Genomic DNA, 17,268 nt, shown 5'->3' with positions numbered 1-17,268 from the left:
AGGCAGGGCATGGTTAAAAATATTGCCGCTAGTGTAGGTTAGCTCTTTTGCGCCTGGCAAGCGCGTTGCACATAGGGGTTATGATTCCCCTGTACCTTCGCGATGCGTTCGTCGCGCTCACACTCCCAGTCGGTGACCGGATACTGCTTATTCCAGGCATTAAAAAGCTGGGTTTGCTGGCGAGAGAGCGTCAGGTTGTATTGGTCGCGCATATAAAAATAGGTACGCGCGATGGCGCCACGGGCGCGGGCAGGCGGCTCGGCAACTTTCTCTTTGAAATCAACCTTCATCGCGCACTGTCCATACTGGCCTTCGCCACCGTTCCACTGGCTGTACATGAAGTTAGCGCGATCGCCATTCACTTCACCTACCGCAGGCTGCAGGTTATGCATATCGCTTTCCATTTTGCGATAGACCGGATCTTTAGCGCAGTTTTTACGCCCTCCGTCCTGCCAGCACTGACGCTGATGACCAAACTGCCAGGCGGGGACAACGTGCTCCCATTCAATTCGACTGGCGCGGTTTTCGTTTTTTCGCACTTTATAGCCGCAGGATTCGAGGTCCACGACCCCTTTTTTGCCTTGCCAGTTAATTTTACAACCGCAGTAGAAATCGCCTGGTGCATCGGCGTTAACTTTGACGCCCGCCGCTTTTGCCTGAGAAAAACTGTTGATGCCTTCGGCTAAAGCCGGGCCTGAAAATGCTGCGGCTAACAAGGCCGCAGCAAAAGAAAAATTACGGTACATCACGAACTCCGTGTCAAAACGAGCCCGCAACGTAGCGAAAGTCATTCCTGTATGCAATCAGTTAGATCAGAAAAGTTACTGATAATTCTGAAGATTATTCTGCAATCAGTGGTTCGCCGCAGTGAACGCAGCGGTAGGTGGCTTCGCCGCGTATCACGCGGTTATGGCGGCGTACGGTCAGTTGGTGTTCCTGACACTTGCAGCGGTAAGTAAAGGTCTTACGCTGCACGGATTGCAGTTCGAACTGATGCGTACGTCGGGCTGGCACGCCCAGTACGCTTTCCATCATCCATTTCCACTCTTTGCCGTGCGGCGGCACGCGGCCAAAGTATTTCCACACCAGTAAATGCGCCAGTTCATGGGGCACCACTTCGTTAACGAACGCGTCAACGTTCTCCATCAGCAGGACGGGATTCAGACGAATTTCGTAGGTTTGTAGCCACGCGGTACCCGCGGCGGTTCCGCGCTGTTGGTAAACCAGCTTTGGCTCCGGGTAATTGCGTTCTAGCTTGAGATTGGCCTGAGCGAGTTTTTCCCGCAGGCTGCGCATAACGGCTTGCTGGATGGCGATAGGGAGACGGGAGGTTTTCATAACGCCAGAGGATAGTGCGACAGGGAAGGGACTGCAAGAGGAAGGCTTCCTCCCGCGGGGGAGGAAGCTTTTCGTGATTAGTCGTGTGCGCCAATTTCGCGCAGTTTACGACCTTTCATCAGGTTACGTTCAATGTGTTCCAGAGAGACATTTTTAGTTTCAGGTATCAGCCACAGGGTCAGGAAGATGAACAGGACGTTCAGACCACCGTAGACCCAGAAAGTATTGGCGCTTCCCAGCGAGTTCAGCATCGTCAGGAAGGTTGCACCGACGATCATATTGGCAATCCAGTTGGTTGCGGTAGAGCAGGTGATACCGAAATCGCGGCCTTTCAGCGGTTGGATTTCAGAGCACAGAACCCAAATCAGCGGACCGGCGCTCATGGCAAAGCCAACGATAAACATCAGCAGCATCAGTACAGCGAAGTATTGCGCGGCCGCCGAGTGAATACCCACGTGCATCATCGTACCCAGCACGCCCATACCGACGGCCATGACGATAAAGCCGAGGATCAGCGTAGGCTTGCGGCCCCAACGGTCAACCAGGCCAATGGCGATAAAGGTTGCCAGCACGTTGGTCAGACCGACGATAACAGTCCCCCACATCTGCTCGGTGGTGTTGGTGTAGCCCGCCAGCTCAAAGATTTTCGGTGCGTAATACATAATGACGTTCATCCCGGTGAACTGCTGCATCACCTGTAACAGGACGCCAAGGAATACCGCGCGGCGGAAGTTGCTGTTTTCTTTAAACAGCGCCCAGCCGCTCTGCTTCACCTGCAGACTTTCACGAATTTCATCCAGCTCGCGTTTGGCTTCTGCGCTGGTATCACGCAAACGCAACAGAACACGTTCAGCATCGACAAAACGACGTTTAGCAGCAAACCAGCGTGGGCTGTCCGGCAGGAAGATAACGCCAACCAGCAGCAGCAGGGCAGGGATGATGATCACGCCCAGCATCCAGCGCCATGCGCCGCTGTAGCTAAACGCCGTATCGGAAAGATACGCACCCAAAATACCGATGGTGATCATCAACTGATACATAGAGATCATGCTGCCACGAATTTTTTCCGGGGCAATTTCAGACAGGTAAAGCGGCGCGGTATAAGACGCAACGCCTACCGCAAGGCCGAGCAGCACGCGGGAAACCAACAGCACTTCAACGTTTGGTGCCGCGGCGGAAAACAGTGAACCGGCAACAAACAGGATTGCGCCGATCATCAAACTCTTTTTACGCCCCAGTTTGAAGGAGAGCCAACCGCTGCCGACGGCACCCACGGCTGCACCAAACATCATCGAACTCACCACCCATTCCTGAGTGTGGGGGGTAATTTGGAACTCGTCGGTGATGAACGGTAAAGCTCCGGCAATAACACCGATATCCAGGCCAAAAAGTAATCCAGCCAGGGCTGCAAGAAAGCAGACAAAAAATGTCATGGCTTTGTTGGAACGCCCCGTTTTTTTATTGTCAGGCATGATGCCCTCCGGTTGGGTAGCTAGTTTTGTTGATGTTAAGGGTAGGTGAGTACGGGGTAAAAAAATGCGAATCACATCACATTAGTGTAATCGGTTACACTAGCATTCATGTAAGTTATTGGTTATTTGATTGAAAAATAACGTTATTTATTTCGCATGAATAACATTGATTGTCTGGGTTTAAGATAATGCTGAAATATAATGTAACAGTGATGCAGTCATAGTAACGAAGAGATGTTGATTCATGTTGGATCGAAATTCTACGATATGTAATCGCTTTCATTTGTTGTTTGCAACAAGGGAGATTAGCGTAGCTTTGGCTATGGGGTATGGAAGAGAAAAGGACATAAAAAAGACCAGCGCGAGGCTGGTCTTCATAAGCGTTGAGCCGTGAGGGAATTACTTCAGACCGGCAGCTTCACGCAGCAGAGCGGCTTTGTCGGTTTTTTCCCATGGGAAATGTTCGCGACCAAAGTGACCGTAAGCAGCGGTTTCTTTGTAAATCGGGTGCAGCAGATCCAGCATCTGAATCAGGCCATACGGGCGCAGGTCGAAGAACTCGCGCACCAGCAGGGTCAGTTGCTCAGAAGGCACTTTTTCAGTACCAAATGTTTCCACCATGATAGAGGTCGGTTCAGCCACGCCGATTGCGTAGGAAACCTGAATCTCACAACGGTCAGCCAGACCAGCGGCAACAATGTTTTTTGCGACGTAACGGGCTGCATAGGCTGCGGAACGGTCAACTTTAGACGGATCCTTACCAGAGAATGCACCGCCGCCGTGACGCGCCATGCCGCCGTAGGTATCAACGATGATTTTACGACCTGTCAGTCCACAGTCGCCCATTGGACCGCCGATTACGAAACGACCGGTTGGGTTGATGAAGAACTTGGTCGAAGCAGTCAGCCATTCAGTAGGCAGTACCGGCTTGATGATCTCTTCCATAACTGCTTCTTGCAGCGATTTCTGATCGATGTCTTCAGAGTGCTGAGTCGACAGAACAACCGCATCAATACCGACGATTTTGCCGTCGTCATACTGGAAGGTAACCTGGCTTTTTGCATCCGGACGCAGCCAGGATAAAGTGCCGTTTTTACGCACTTCAGCCTGACGCTGCACCAGACGGTGAGCATAGGTGATCGGGGCTGGCATCAGCACGTCGGTTTCGTTGGTTGCATAACCAAACATCAGACCCTGGTCGCCTGCACCCTGTTCCAGCGGATCGGCGCGGTCAACACCCTGGTTGATGTCCGGAGACTGTTTACCAATCGCGCTCAGTACCGCACAAGAGTTGGCGTCAAAGCCCATGTCGGAATGCACATAGCCAATTTCGCGAACCGTATTACGGGTGATCTCTTCGATATCAACCCATGCGCTGGTGGTGATCTCACCGCCAACTAAAACCATACCGGTTTTGACGTAGGTTTCGCAGGCAACGCGTGCTTTCGGATCCTGTTCAAGGATTGCGTCCAGTACGGCGTCAGAGATTTGGTCAGCGATTTTGTCAGGATGCCCTTCTGATACGGACTCGGACGTAAAAAGGTGTTTTGCCATATTTAATTTCACCTAAGGAGAATTTGGTTAGCTCAAACTGTCGAGTGGAATAGCCATGTGTAGAAGATTCTACCATGAGTCTGCAGATGACGGACACTGGCAGTCTGAGTGTTAATCGGTATAGATGGATTAACATCTGGACGGCTATTTTAGGACAGTTCTTCGCCTGATTTCCAGCTTTTTTTGATTGAGGTCGCATTGTACTGAAAATGTAACTGGAAATTTTTCCTGACGGTGCTGGCAATGCACGCATTTATCTTTTGCTTTTTGACTTCCTTATGGGTATAAAACGCGGCGCGCGGCTCATACAAAAGCACACGACGTTTTCATCGTGTTGCCACTTCCAGCCGGGTTAAGACTTTAGCTTTGGCTTGTGGGTTCGTTCCGTCAGGAGCAACCGTGGAGGTGATACGAGATAATGAACCGTTGTATTCTGCTGAATCTGTCGCACCGTTCTGGTGTACATATGTTCCCCGCAATCTGCATCTTGCATACCTGCCGATGTTATACCCATCTCGGCGCTTCTCAGGACTCCAGGGCCGGTAACGGTCACTAAGAACTGAACAAGGGCGCTCTTGGTAAACAAGAGTTTTCTCGTGGTTTCGCCGAACCGTCAGCATTAAGTTCGGTTACGTGTTTACATTGATATGAAAAAGAAACCGGTCGCACAGTCGGAGCGTCAGCACTATCTGCTGCAAATTCTGCCTGTATTTGGGTTGTTATCGCGTCTTCGGATTGCGATAGTAGTCAACTGTTTTACACTTGTTAATAAAATTTGAGGTTCGCTATGTCTGACGACATTTCTTTGGGTTCGCCTTCGTCAGCAGGCGAACACGGTGTACTACGCTCCATGCAGGAGGTTGCAATGAGTTCCCAGGAAGCCAGCAAGATGCTGCGTACTTACAATATTGCCTGGTGGGGTAATAACTACTACGACGTCAATGAACTGGGCCACATCAGCGTGTGCCCGGATCCGGACGTACCCGAAGCGCGCGTTGACCTTGCTGAGTTGGTGAAAGCCCGTGAAGCGCAGGGCCAGCGTCTGCCTGCATTGTTCTGCTTCCCGCAGATCCTGCAACATCGTTTGCGTTCGATTAACGCCGCGTTTAAACGAGCCCGTGAATCTTACGGTTACAACGGTGACTATTTCCTCGTTTACCCGATCAAGGTCAACCAGCATCGTCGCGTGATTGAATCGCTGATCCACTCCGGCGAACCGCTGGGGCTGGAAGCTGGTTCCAAAGCTGAATTGATGGCCGTTCTGGCCCATGCCGGAATGACCCGTAGCGTGATCGTGTGTAACGGTTATAAAGACCGCGAATATATCCGTCTGGCGCTGATTGGCGAGAAGATGGGCCATAAGGTCTATCTGGTCATCGAGAAGATGTCTGAAATCGCTATCGTGCTGGATGAAGCTGAACGCCTGAATGTCGTTCCGCGTCTGGGCGTGCGTGCGCGTCTGGCGTCGCAGGGCTCTGGCAAGTGGCAGTCCTCCGGCGGTGAAAAATCAAAATTCGGCCTGGCGGCAAACCAGGTGCTGCAACTGGTAGAAATTCTGCGCGAGCGTGGGCGTCTGGACAGCATCCAGTTGCTGCACTTCCATCTCGGCTCCCAAATGGCGAACATTCGTGATATCGCCACCGGCGTACGTGAGTCGGCGCGTTTCTACGTTGAGCTGCACAAGCTTGGCGTTAATATCCAGTGCTTCGACGTGGGCGGTGGTCTGGGCGTAGATTACGAAGGTACCCGTTCGCAGTCTGACTGTTCCGTAAACTACGGTTTGAACGAATACGCCAACAACATCATCTGGGCTATTGGCGACGCCTGTGAAGAACACGGTCTGCCGCATCCGACGGTAATCACCGAGTCTGGCCGCGCGGTAACCGCGCACCATACCGTGCTGGTATCTAACATTATCGGCGTTGAGCGTAGTGAACACACCGAAGCCACGCCTCCGGCTGACGATGCGCCACGTGCCCTGCAAAGCATGTGGGAAACCTGGCAAGAGATGCATGAACCGGGAACCCGTCGTTCGCTGCGTGAATGGCTGCACGACAGCCAGATGGATCTGCACGATATTCACGTTGGGTACTCTTCAGGCACCTTTAGCCTGCAGGAGCGTGCGTGGGCAGAGCAGCTGTATCTGAACATGTGCCATGAAGTGCAGAAACAACTCGACCCGAGCAACCGTGCGCACCGTCCGATTATCGACGAGCTGCAGGAGCGTATGGCGGATAAGATTTACGTCAACTTCTCGCTGTTCCAGTCGATGCCGGATGCGTGGGGGATCGATCAGCTGTTCCCGGTAATGCCGCTGGAAGGGTTGAATCAGGTGCCTGAACGCCGTGCGGTGCTGTTGGATATCACCTGCGACTCTGATGGTGCTATCGACCACTACGTTGACGGTGATGGCATTGCGACCACCATGCCGATGCCGGAATATGACCCTGAGAACCCGCCGATGCTGGGCTTCTTTATGGTGGGTGCGTACCAGGAGATCCTCGGCAACATGCACAACTTGTTTGGTGATACCGAAGCGGTTGACGTGTTCGTCTTCCCTGACGGCAGCGTAGAAGTTGAGCTGTCCGACGAAGGGGATACCGTGGCGGATATGCTGCAATACGTGCAGCTGGATCCGAACACCCTGCTGACGCAGTTCCGTGACCAGGTGAAAAACACCGATCTGGACGCTGAGCTGCAACAGCAGTTCCTCGAAGAGTTTGAAGCCGGTCTGTACGGTTATACTTATCTGGAAGATGAGTAACGATAAATACCAGGTGGCGCTGCGCTTACCGTTCCTACGAAAGTAGGCCGGATAAGGCGAAGCCGCCATCCGGCAGTCGGAATCCGCGGGGGCAGCATTTGTGGCACTCACTTGAATCCGTACAAAATAACGGCGATAATTTGCCGTAAATATGCAGTTACCAAATCAATCCCTTCCTCGTCGGGCTTAACGACGCGGAGGGGATTTTTTTTCATCGATTTTTAAAGAGGTCAGTACATGAGCACCTTAGGTCATCAATACGACAACTCCCTGGTTTCTAACGCCTTTGGTTTTTTACGTCTGCCGATGAACTTCATGCCGTACGACAGCGACGCCGACTGGGTGATCACCGGTGTACCGTTTGATATGGCAACGTCTGGTCGTGCGGGCGGGCGTCATGGTCCGGCGGCAATCCGTCAGGTGTCAACCAACCTGGCCTGGGAGCACAACCGATTCCCGTGGAACTTCGATATGCGCGAGCGCCTGAACGTGGTGGACTGCGGCGATCTGGTTTATGCGTTCGGGGATGCGCGTGAAATGAGTGAAAAACTGCAGGCGCATGCTGAGAAGCTGCTGTCTGCCGGTAAGCGCATGCTCTCCTTTGGCGGCGACCACTTCGTCACGCTACCGCTGCTGCGCGCACACGCTAAACACTTTGGTAAAATGGCGCTGGTGCACTTTGATGCTCACACCGACACCTACGCGAACGGCTGCGAATTCGACCACGGTACCATGTTCTACACTGCGCCGAACGAAGGTCTGATCGATCCGAATCACTCTGTGCAGATCGGTATTCGTACCGAGTTTGACAAAGACAACGGCTTTACCGTACTGGATGCGTGCCAGGTTAACGACCGCAGCGTTGATGACATTATCGCTCAGGTTAAGCAGATTGTCGGTGATATGCCGGTATACCTGACTTTTGATATCGACTGTCTGGATCCGGCGTTTGCACCAGGAACCGGTACGCCAGTGATCGGCGGTCTGACTTCCGATCGTGCTATTAAACTGGTACGTGGTCTGAAAGATCTGAACATCGTCGGGATGGATGTTGTTGAAGTGGCTCCGGCCTACGATCAGTCAGAGATCACCGCACTGGCGGCGGCAACGTTAGCATTAGAAATGCTCTATATCCAGGCGGCGAAAAAAGGCGAGTAACGGTTTCGGGCTATTTTACTCGCCATTTTGAACCCGGGCAGTGCTCGCCATCCTCACGTACTACGTGTACGCTCCGGTGGCTGTGCGCTGTCCGGTCTCAAACTGGCTTCGCCAATAACGCCCGATCATTGGACTAAATTTGTAATTCTGTAGGCCGGATAAGGCGTTCACGCCGCCATCCGGCACTGTTCGAAGATTATTTGATCCCGTCTGCGCTCATGCGATCGCGAATATGTTGCGCACGTTCTGCGGATGCCGGATGATCGTCAAACATTGAGCTTTGACGTCCTGCTTCCAGTTTTGCCAGTTTCTCAAAACTGGTGGCTAAGCCAGCCGGATTGATCCCACGTTTGCGCAACAGATCATACGAGTAATCATCCGCCTCGGATTCCTGACGCTGGGAGAACTGTGAGTTCACCAGTTTCTCGCCAAGATCGCCCAATTGCGATTGCGACAGGCTGCCGACAATCCCGCCAGCGGAAGCCGCAGCTGCCCGCACGGCGTTCGTACCCAGCGCAACCTGCATCCCTTTTTTCACGTGACCCAGCGCAACGTGACCCATTTCGTGGCCGATCACCGCTTCGACTTCGTTGTCTGTCATCATATCCATCAGGCCGCTGTATACGCGGATACAGCCGTTCGCCATGGCAAAGGCATTTACATCTTTCGCCATATAGACTTTGTAGTTCACCGGCTGGCCGTTAATGTTATCGCCAAGCGCGGCGGCGATTTTGCCAAGACGCGTTGCATACTCGCTGCCAGCCGGGGCGATGGTAGCTTTGCTGTCCATATCCTTACAGGCCTGATCGCTCAGCGCTTTTACCTGCGCATCGCTCAGACTGTAGGCCTGAAAAGCCTCTGCGCCTGAGGAAAGCAGTCCGTTTGAGTCCATGTTCTGGCAGCCGGTCAATGCCGCCGCCATGCTCGTAGCAAGCAGTAAAGCGCGAATTTTCATTTTTTCTCTTCCGCACAAAGTCAGGATTATTCTAAAAAATGCGTCGTTTGCAGGTGAACCGACGCTCGGCATAAGTATAAAGAAAAGAACAATAAGCGGGCGAGAAGATTGCGCAACTTGCGCGCATGATCCAGAGATTTCTGAAGCGGTAAAAGGATGCTCCATGTACATGACACGCGGCTTGGGTTACATTGTTGGCACTTTTTTCCGGCGTAGCCCAAAACGCGCTGTCGTCAAGTCGTTTAGGGCGTGGCCTTCATTATCCGATCTGGAGTCAAAATGTCCTCACGTAAAGAGCTTGCCAATGCTATTCGTGCGCTGAGCATGGACGCAGTACAGAAAGCCAAATCCGGTCACCCGGGTGCCCCGATGGGTATGGCTGACATTGCCGAAGTCCTGTGGCGTGATTTCCTGAACCACAACCCGACTAACCCGTCCTGGGCTGACCGTGACCGTTTCGTGCTGTCTAACGGCCACGGTTCAATGCTGATTTACAGCCTGCTGCACCTCACCGGCTATGATCTGCCGATGTCCGAGCTGCAGAACTTCCGTCAGCTGCACTCCAAAACGCCGGGTCACCCGGAAGTGGGTTACACCGCGGGTGTTGAAACCACGACCGGTCCTTTGGGTCAGGGCATTGCGAATGCAGTGGGTATGGCTATCGCTGAAAAAACGCTGGCGGCGCAGTTTAACCGTCCTGGTCACGACATCGTTGACCACTTCACCTATGCTTTCATGGGCGACGGCTGCATGATGGAAGGTATCTCTCACGAGGTATGTTCCCTGGCTGGTACGCTGAAACTGGGTAAACTGGTTGCGTTCTACGATGACAACGGCATCTCTATCGATGGCCACGTTGAAGGCTGGTTCACCGATGACACCGCGAAGCGTTTCGAAGCTTACGGCTGGCACGTGATTCGTGGTGTAGATGGTCACGATGCTGACGCGATTAAACGCGCTGTTGAAGAAGCACGCGCAGTGACCGACAAACCGTCCCTGCTGATGTGCAAAACCATCATCGGTTTCGGTTCTCCGAACAAAGCCGGTACCCACGACTCTCACGGTGCACCGCTGGGCGATGCAGAAATCGCACTGACCCGCGAACAGCTGGGCTGGAAATACGCGCCGTTCGAAATCCCGTCTGAAATCTACGCGCAGTGGGATGCGAAAGAAGCCGGCCAGGCAAAAGAAGCCGCATGGAACGAGAAGTTCGCTGCTTATGCCAAAGCTTTCCCGCAGGAAGCTGCTGAATTCACCCGTCGTATGAAAGGTGAAATGCCGTCTGACTTCGACGCGAAAGCCAACGAGTTCATTGCTAAGCTGCAGGCTAATCCGGCGAAAATCGCCAGCCGTAAAGCGTCTCAGAACGCGATTGAAGCCTTCGGTCCTCTGCTGCCTGAATTCCTCGGCGGCTCCGCTGACCTGGCACCGTCTAACCTGACTCTGTGGTCTGGTTCTAAGGCCATCAACGAAAATACTGCCGGTAACTACATCCATTACGGTGTACGTGAATTCGGTATGACCGCTATCGCAAACGGTATTTCCCTGCATGGTGGTTTCCTGCCGTACACCTCCACCTTCCTGATGTTCGTGGAATATGCCCGTAACGCGGTGCGTATGGCTGCGCTGATGAAACAGCGTCAGGTGATGGTCTATACTCACGACTCCATCGGTCTGGGTGAAGATGGCCCGACTCACCAGCCGGTAGAGCAGGTTGCTTCTCTGCGTGTGACCCCGAACATGAGCACATGGCGTCCGTGTGACCAGGTTGAATCCGCAGTAGCATGGAAATACGGTGTTGAGCGTCAGGACGGCCCGACCGCGCTGATCCTCTCCCGTCAGAACCTGGCACAGCAGGAACGTACCGCAGAGCAACTGGCGAACATCGCTCGCGGTGGCTACGTGCTGAAAGATTGCGCGGGTCAGCCGGAGTTGATCTTCATCGCCACCGGTTCTGAAGTTGAACTTGCCGTGGCTGCCTGGGACAAACTGACCGCTGAAGGCGTGAAAGCGCGCGTTGTTTCCATGCCGTCTACTGATGCATTCGACAAGCAGGATGCGGCTTACCGTGAATCCGTACTGCCGAAAGCCGTCTCTGCTCGCGTCGCTATCGAAGCTGGCATTGCTGACTACTGGTTCAAATACGTGGGCCTGAACGGCGCTATTGTCGGTATGACTACCTTTGGTGAGTCTGCACCGGCAGAACTGCTGTTTGAAGAATTCGGCTTCACCGTAGATAACGTGGTCGCGAAAGCAAAAGAACTGCTGTAATTTCGATTACAGATGAAAACGGGTCGCTCAGGCGGCCCGTTTTTTTGCTTATCAGGGTAGTTACGTGCGTAGCTGACCTGCTTCAAGACGTACTATGCGCGAAAAATGGCGCTGCGTAAATGCAGCGTCATGACTGATCGCTACAACGCTGGTGCTACGTGTACGACACACTGCCAGCCAGTTTTCGAAGATGCCAAGCCAGTGCGCATCAAAGTCCCGACTGGGCTCATCCAGCAGTAGAATAGCGGGTTTGAGGGCTTCCAGACTGGCGACGGCAACCATACGTCGTTGTGCAGTATGCAGATCGAGCGGGTGCGCGTCGGCGACATCCTCTAACTGACATAATTGCAGCGCCGCCATCGTGCGTTGCGCAATTTCAGTCGCCGGAAGCTTCTGTAGCCGTAATCCGAAGGCAACTTCCTCTGCAACCTTGCTGTGAAAGATTTGATTCTCCGCTTCCTGAAACAGTACGCCGAGCACCCTGGCGCGCTCCCGGTTTTTCAGTTGCGCAATCGCACGATTTTGAACGGTTATTGTGCCGGATGAGGGCGTCAGTAGCCCGGCCATGATGCGCAAAAGCGTGGATTTTCCTGCGCCATTATCGCCCGTTAGCGCCAGCCATTCCCCCTCCTGGAGTTCCAGCGAAATATTGCGTAAACAGTCATCGGCGGCGTTCGGCCAGCGATAGCTGACCTGGTTTAGCGTTAGCATAGTGATGATAATGCTCCGTCGCGCAGCTGCCATGCCTGCTGGCAGTAGCTGAGAAAAGGTGAAGGGTTGCGTTCGAAAAATATCACCAAAGCATGCTGTTCCTGTGCCCACTGTTGCAGTCGCGCCAGCAGCATTGCCGTGGCTTGCGCCGTCAGGCGACTGAACGCTTCATCCAGAATCAATATTTTCGGCTGCATGGCGAGTGCGCTGGCAATGACTACCCGCTGGGTTTCCCCGCCGGAAAGGGTGCCGGGATGACGATGGCGTAGGGGCTGACATTCTGTCAGCGTAAGGGCGGCATCTATGCGCTGCATAATTTCAGTCTCGGTAAGGCAGAGATTTTCCGGGCCAAACGCCACTTCTTCCTCCACGCTGAAAGTACAACCTGAAAGCTGCAGGTAAGGTGACTGCTGCACAAGCTGGATGGTACTCGACTGCTCGACCAGCGATAGTTGCCCGATGGGATTACCCAGTAGCGTACCAGTGCCCTCAATTTCTCCCGGAAGGAAGTCGGGGTACCAGCCAGCCATCAGCTGTGCCAGCGTACTTTTCCCGCTGCCGTTCTCACCAAAAATAGCCACCATACCAGGCCTGGCGTAATGGAAATCGTAACAGGCGGACGGCCGCATAGCGTGCGTCGGAATATAGCGAAACTGCTCTAACGTAACCATATCCAGATTCCTGTCTCAACTGCCATCAGAACCACCATACCGTAGCGGGCCAGACGTTGTAAGGTGCTGTCTGGTGGCGCCCACAGCGTGGTGCGAGTGCGATGCAGGCGAAATCCGCGCATATCGAGCGCTGCACCGCGAATGGCCAAGTCATTGAGCGCGTTATGGGTGAGCGGCACAATCAATGCCGGCATAGCGCGTAAACGTTGGTACCAGGACTCATCCAGCGGTACGCCGCGTGCGCGCTGAGCCTCGTGAATAATCGCCAATTGGCGTTTGAGCTGTTCAACCACCAGCAGCGGGCCTGCGAACAGATAGGCAACGCCTGGCGGCAGGCGTGAAGCAAACAGGGCGCGCATAAAGCGCGCAACCGGCACGTACTGCATCCACATCTGCGATGTCGACACAATGGCCAGGATCCGCAGCCAGAGCGTAACGGCATCGGCCCAGCGTTCTGGTGCGCGCGGCTGCCCGCTAATCCACTCGGTAAGCCATCCGCCGTGTACCAGCCATAGCCCCAGTCCTAAGGGGATCATCAGCCAGAGTACGTATTTCGCCCGCGACCGCGTAGCCTTCATACATAGCAAACCGACAAACGTCGCGGCGCTGTACAAGCTGAGCGGCACTCCGGCTGGCAGCAGGAGCGTGGAGCAGGCGGCAAGCACCCATAGAGTTAACGACGTAAACGGATGCATTTAGCGCACGGCAGACATCGTAGGGAAATGGCGCGTGGTGCGCAGCGGAAGCTGTCGCAGCAGCACCCAGACGATGATTGCCGTGAGGATTTTATCGACCAGATTTGCACCGATGACGGTGATGGCGACGGACTCCACCAGGTTCTGACCGACCGAGTGCATCCAGGCGACAAAAAGATCCGCGCCGCTGCCAGTGACACCGCCGAACAGAGTCGTGCGAATCGGCACGGCAACGAGGGTCACGGCAAGCGTGATAATTACGCCGCTGACCACGACTTTGGGTAAGGTGCGAAACCATCCCGCCCGTGCCAGCCAACCGGCGACCAGTCCAATAACCATGGCGACGGGCGCAAAGGCGGCGGCGATCGGATCGGTCAGCAACCCCCACAACAGGTTAGTGAGTAATCCGGTTAGCATCCCCACAACCGGTCCTAACAGCACCGCGCTGATCAACGTGCCAATCGAGTCGAGAAAAATAGGTAATTTCAACATGCTGATAAGCTGTCCACCGACCATGTTGATGGCGATAGCAATGACAATAAGAACCAGAGACTGGCTGGAAAATTGGCGACGCGCCATAAAAGACCTCGTATAAGTGAATCGTTAGCGGGATGAAATAACCAGTTCGTCATAACCGGAAACGGCGCAGGGCTGACGGCTGAATGCCAGAGACGTCAACTCGCCAATCACCAGTTCCAGCGTGGTTCGCACGGTACAGCCCGGCATCATGTGTCCGCCCAGCATCGCGCCGTGTGGGTCAGCAACCGCCAGATGAAGATGCTCGCCGGTAAGTTCCAGCGTGCCGTTCAGAGAGATAATTTCCCACGTACCCGTAAGTAATGTGGTTTCTTCACGTCCGGCGAAGCGCAGAGCAATGTTGGTCAAACTGCCGGTGCAACCCGCTATCCAGGCTGCCTGTAGTTGATGCTGCTGGATAAAAGCGTGTAGCGCTGAAAAGACTTCCTGGCCCGGTAATAAACGCAGCGCATGAAAGCGAGCTTCAGATGGATGGGGATAGAATGTTGCCATAGTTGAGGGACTCCGAGACTCGGACGTAGCGCTGATAATATAGACGCGGGTTAGGGAGCTTTCTGATATAAATCAGGATTTGTGACATGGCAACGAAATAATCTTGCTACGGTTATTCGTAATTCTGGAATATGGAATAAAAGTTGCGTTGAAGGACGTTAAAATGTGACGTAAGTCAGATAACTGTGTTCTGTTGCTGGACAATCATTCCTTTTATTCCGCGTTTCGCTTATTCTAGCTGAAGCGTTTCAGTCGATTAAATGTTCGACAATTAACCAATTAGTCGCAGTTTGCGACAGGTAAGGTTTCCCTGAGCGATTTGCTGCATTACTCTGTCTGCCACATCGTTTCTGAGAAATCCTTGCAGGAGACCTATGACCGTACGCGTAGCGATTAATGGTTTCGGTCGCATCGGACGCAACGTGGTTCGTGCTTTGTATGAATCCGGGCGTCGGGCGGAAATCACCGTGGTGGCAATCAACGAACTGGCGGATGCTGCAGGCATGGCGCATTTGTTGAAATATGACACCAGCCATGGGCGTTTTGCCTGGGATGTTCGTCAGGAACGAGACCAGCTCATCGTTGGCGATGACGCGATCCGCATTCTGCATGAGCGAACGCTCGATGCGCTTCCGTGGCGCGAACTGGGTGTCGACGTTGTGCTGGATTGTACGGGGGTCTTTGGCAGCCGCGAACACGGCGAGGCGCATATTGCCGCCGGCGCAAAGAAAGTGCTCTTTTCACATCCTGGTAGTCACGACATCGACGCAACCGTTGTGTTTGGCGTTAATCAGGATCAGCTGCGCGCTGAGCACCGGATCGTTTCCAATGCCTCCTGCACCACGAATTGCATAATACCCGTCATTAAATTGCTGGATGATGCTTACGGCATTGAGTCTGGTACCGTCACCACGATCCACTCCGCGATGCACGATCAGCAGGTTATTGATGCTTATCATCCTGACCTGCGTCGCACGCGAGCGGCCAGCCAGTCGATCATTCCGGTTGATACCAAACTGGCGGCGGGCATCACGCGAATTTTCCCGCAGTTTAACGATCGTTTTGAAGCGATTGCGGTGCGTGTACCGACCATAAATGTGACGGCGATCGACTTAAGCGTGACGGTGAAAAAACCAGTAAAAGCCAGTGAAGTCAACCAGTTGCTGCAAAAAGCAGCACAAGGTGCATTTCATGGTATAGTTGACTATACGGAATTACCGTTGGTCTCAGTAGATTTTAACCACGACCCGCACAGCGCCATCGTTGATGGTACGCAAACGCGCGTGAGTGGCGCTCACCTGATCAAAACGCTGGTCTGGTGTGATAATGAATGGGGCTTTGCTAACCGTATGCTCGACACGACGTTAGCGATGGCTGCTATTGGTTTCAGGCTCGACGCTTGAGCGTCGACAAAACTTTATGAATCAACGAGAGGATTCACCATGTCTGTAATTAAGATGACCGATCTGGATCTGGCTGGTAAACGCGTTTTTATCCGTGCGGACCTGAACGTACCAGTTAAAGAAGGGAAAGTAACCAGCGATGCGCGTATCCGTGCTTCCCTGCCGACCATCGAGCTGGCCCTGAAACAGGGTGCTAAAGTGATGGTAACTTCCCACCTGGGTCGTCCTACCGAAGGCGAGTACAACGAAGAATTCTCTCTGCTGCCGGTTGTTAACTACCTGAAAGACAAACTGTCTGCTCCGGTTCGCCTGGTAAAAGATTACCTGGACGGCGTTGAAGTCGCTGCTGGTGAACTGGTTGTTCTGGAAAACGTTCGCTTCAACAAAGGCGAGAAGAAAGACGACGAAGCGCTGTCCAAAAAATATGCTGCTCTGTGCGACGTATTCGTTATGGACGCTTTCGGTACTGCTCACCGTGCGCAGGCGTCTACTCACGGTATCGGTAAATTCGCCGATGTCGCTTGCGCAGGTCCGCTGCTCGCTGCCGAGCTGGATGCACTGGGTAAAGCACTGAAAGAACCTGCTCGTCCGATGGTTGCTATCGTTGGTGGTTCTAAAGTTTCTACCAAACTGACCGTTCTTGATTCTCTGTCAAAAATCGCTGACCAGCTGATTGTTGGCGGTGGTATCGCGAACACCTTCGTTGCTGCTCAAGGTCACAACGTGGGTAAATCCCTGTACGAAGCTGACCTGGTTGACGAAGCTAAGCGTCTGCTGACCACTTGCGACATCCCGGTTCCGACCGACGTTCGCGTAGCGACTGAATTCTCTGAAACCGCACCGGCTACCCTGAAATCCGTTAGCGATGTAAAAGAAGACGAGCAGATCCTGGATATCGGCGACGCTTCTGCACAGCAGCTGGCTGACATCCTGAAGAATGCGAAAACCATTCTGTGGAACGGCCCGGTTGGCGTGTTCGAATTCCCGAACTTCCGCAAAGGTACTGAAATCGTTGCTAATGCCATCGCAGACAGCGAAGCATTCTCTATCGCAGGCGGCGGTGACACCCTGGCAGCAATCGACCTGTTCGGCATTGCTGACAAAATCTCCTACATCTCTACTGGCGGCGGCGCGTTCCTCGAATTCGTGGAAGGCAAAGTACTGCCAGCAGTAGCCATGCTCGAAGAGCGTGCTAAAAAGTAAGAATTTAATGGGCAGGGAAACCTGCCCAATTATTAGCGCGCTTT

17 protein-coding genes are annotated in these 17,268 nt (G+C 53.5%); 7 read left to right on the top strand and 10 right to left on the bottom strand.

Annotated elements, in window-relative coordinates:
- Positions 1-38: 38 nt before the first annotated feature.
- The 4 genes from endA to metK form a co-directional block, all read right to left on the bottom strand.
- Entirely contained in the window at positions 39-746 is a 708-nt protein-coding gene (gene endA / locus OGX67_RS07810; protein WP_016150969.1) for a deoxyribonuclease I, read from the bottom strand.
- Positions 747-840: 94 nt separating this feature from the next.
- Positions 841-1,338, bottom strand: a complete 498-nt coding sequence (locus OGX67_RS07805; RefSeq protein WP_003838223.1) for a SprT family zinc-dependent metalloprotease — start codon at positions 1,336-1,338, stop codon at positions 841-843.
- 77 nt (positions 1,339-1,415) lie between these two features.
- Positions 1,416-2,810 (bottom strand): galactose/proton symporter, encoded by a 1,395-nt coding sequence (galP, locus tag OGX67_RS07800; protein ID WP_003027074.1) that lies wholly within the window; start codon positions 2,808-2,810, stop codon positions 1,416-1,418.
- A 399-nt stretch (positions 2,811-3,209) separates the two neighbouring features.
- Positions 3,210-4,364, bottom strand: a complete 1,155-nt coding sequence (gene metK / locus OGX67_RS07795) for a methionine adenosyltransferase (RefSeq protein WP_003027071.1) — start codon at positions 4,362-4,364, stop codon at positions 3,210-3,212.
- A gap of 418 nt (positions 4,365-4,782) precedes the next feature.
- On the opposite strand from metK, the gene yqgG reads away from it, so the two are divergent.
- The 4 genes from yqgG to speB all read left to right on the top strand — a co-directional run bounded on the left by yqgG (position 4,783) and on the right by speB (position 8,286).
- Entirely contained in the window at positions 4,783-4,920 is a 138-nt protein-coding gene (yqgG, locus tag OGX67_RS07790; protein WP_269147429.1) for a small protein YqgG, read from the top strand.
- A gap of 91 nt (positions 4,921-5,011) precedes the next feature.
- Positions 5,012-5,143 (top strand): acid stress response protein YqgB, encoded by a 132-nt coding sequence (gene yqgB / locus OGX67_RS07785; protein ID WP_003027062.1) that lies wholly within the window; start codon positions 5,012-5,014, stop codon positions 5,141-5,143.
- A gap of 8 nt (positions 5,144-5,151) precedes the next feature.
- On the top strand, positions 5,152-7,128 hold the full coding sequence (gene speA, locus OGX67_RS07780) for a biosynthetic arginine decarboxylase (protein ID WP_003027059.1): 1,977 nt from the start codon (positions 5,152-5,154) through the stop codon (positions 7,126-7,128).
- Positions 7,129-7,365: 237 nt separating this feature from the next.
- Positions 7,366-8,286, top strand: a complete 921-nt coding sequence (gene speB / locus OGX67_RS07775; RefSeq protein ID WP_003027056.1) for an agmatinase — start codon at positions 7,366-7,368, stop codon at positions 8,284-8,286.
- A 196-nt stretch (positions 8,287-8,482) separates the two neighbouring features.
- Here the strand turns inward: speB and loiP are convergent, their stop codons facing one another.
- Positions 8,483-9,241 (bottom strand): metalloprotease LoiP, encoded by a 759-nt coding sequence (loiP, locus tag OGX67_RS07770; RefSeq protein ID WP_003027053.1) that lies wholly within the window; start codon positions 9,239-9,241, stop codon positions 8,483-8,485.
- A 279-nt stretch (positions 9,242-9,520) separates the two neighbouring features.
- Here loiP and tkt point away from each other — a divergent pair, with 279 nt between their 5' ends.
- Positions 9,521-11,512, top strand: a complete 1,992-nt coding sequence (gene tkt, locus OGX67_RS07765; RefSeq protein ID WP_257651812.1) for a transketolase — start codon at positions 9,521-9,523, stop codon at positions 11,510-11,512.
- A 60-nt stretch (positions 11,513-11,572) separates the two neighbouring features.
- On the opposite strand, the gene OGX67_RS07760 is transcribed toward tkt, so the two are convergent.
- Genes OGX67_RS07760 through OGX67_RS07740 form a run of 5 tightly spaced genes read right to left on the bottom strand, consistent with a single transcriptional unit; the run spans position 11,573 to position 14,618 of the window.
- Positions 11,573-12,223 (bottom strand): ABC transporter ATP-binding protein, encoded by a 651-nt coding sequence (locus OGX67_RS07760; RefSeq protein WP_257651813.1) that lies wholly within the window; start codon positions 12,221-12,223, stop codon positions 11,573-11,575.
- Positions 12,217-12,894 (bottom strand): ABC transporter ATP-binding protein, encoded by a 678-nt coding sequence (locus OGX67_RS07755; RefSeq protein WP_003027044.1) that lies wholly within the window; start codon positions 12,892-12,894, stop codon positions 12,217-12,219. The genes OGX67_RS07760 and OGX67_RS07755 overlap by 7 nt, the downstream gene beginning before the upstream one ends.
- On the bottom strand, positions 12,882-13,589 hold the full coding sequence (locus OGX67_RS07750; RefSeq protein ID WP_257651814.1) for an energy-coupling factor transporter transmembrane component T: 708 nt from the start codon (positions 13,587-13,589) through the stop codon (positions 12,882-12,884). Before OGX67_RS07750 ends, OGX67_RS07755 begins: the two co-directional genes overlap by 13 nt.
- Positions 13,590-14,168 carry an ECF transporter S component gene (locus OGX67_RS07745; protein WP_003027040.1) on the bottom strand — a complete coding sequence of 193 codons (579 nt, stop codon included), beginning with the start codon at positions 14,166-14,168 and terminating at the stop codon, positions 13,590-13,592.
- Positions 14,169-14,192: 24 nt separating this feature from the next.
- The gene (locus OGX67_RS07740) at positions 14,193-14,618 is read right to left on the bottom strand and encodes a PPC domain-containing DNA-binding protein (protein ID WP_071697479.1); all 426 of its coding nucleotides are present in this window, start codon (positions 14,616-14,618) and stop codon (positions 14,193-14,195) included.
- A 374-nt stretch (positions 14,619-14,992) separates the two neighbouring features.
- Between OGX67_RS07740 and epd the strand changes: the two genes are divergently transcribed.
- Complete coding sequence (epd, locus tag OGX67_RS07735; RefSeq protein ID WP_003027035.1) at positions 14,993-16,021, top strand: erythrose-4-phosphate dehydrogenase; 1,029 nt, start codon at positions 14,993-14,995, stop codon at positions 16,019-16,021.
- A 39-nt stretch (positions 16,022-16,060) separates the two neighbouring features.
- Positions 16,061-17,224, top strand: coding sequence for a phosphoglycerate kinase (gene pgk / locus OGX67_RS07730; RefSeq protein ID WP_003027032.1), 1,164 nt, complete (start codon positions 16,061-16,063; stop codon positions 17,222-17,224).
- Positions 17,225-17,268 lie beyond the last annotated feature (44 nt).

Source organism: Citrobacter sp. Cf118 (genome assembly GCF_030334095.1).
Lineage (GTDB): Bacteria > Pseudomonadota > Gammaproteobacteria > Enterobacterales > Enterobacteriaceae > Citrobacter > Citrobacter freundii.
Note: the sequence above shows the minus strand (reverse complement) of the source record. Positions and strands in the feature narration are given on the sequence as shown.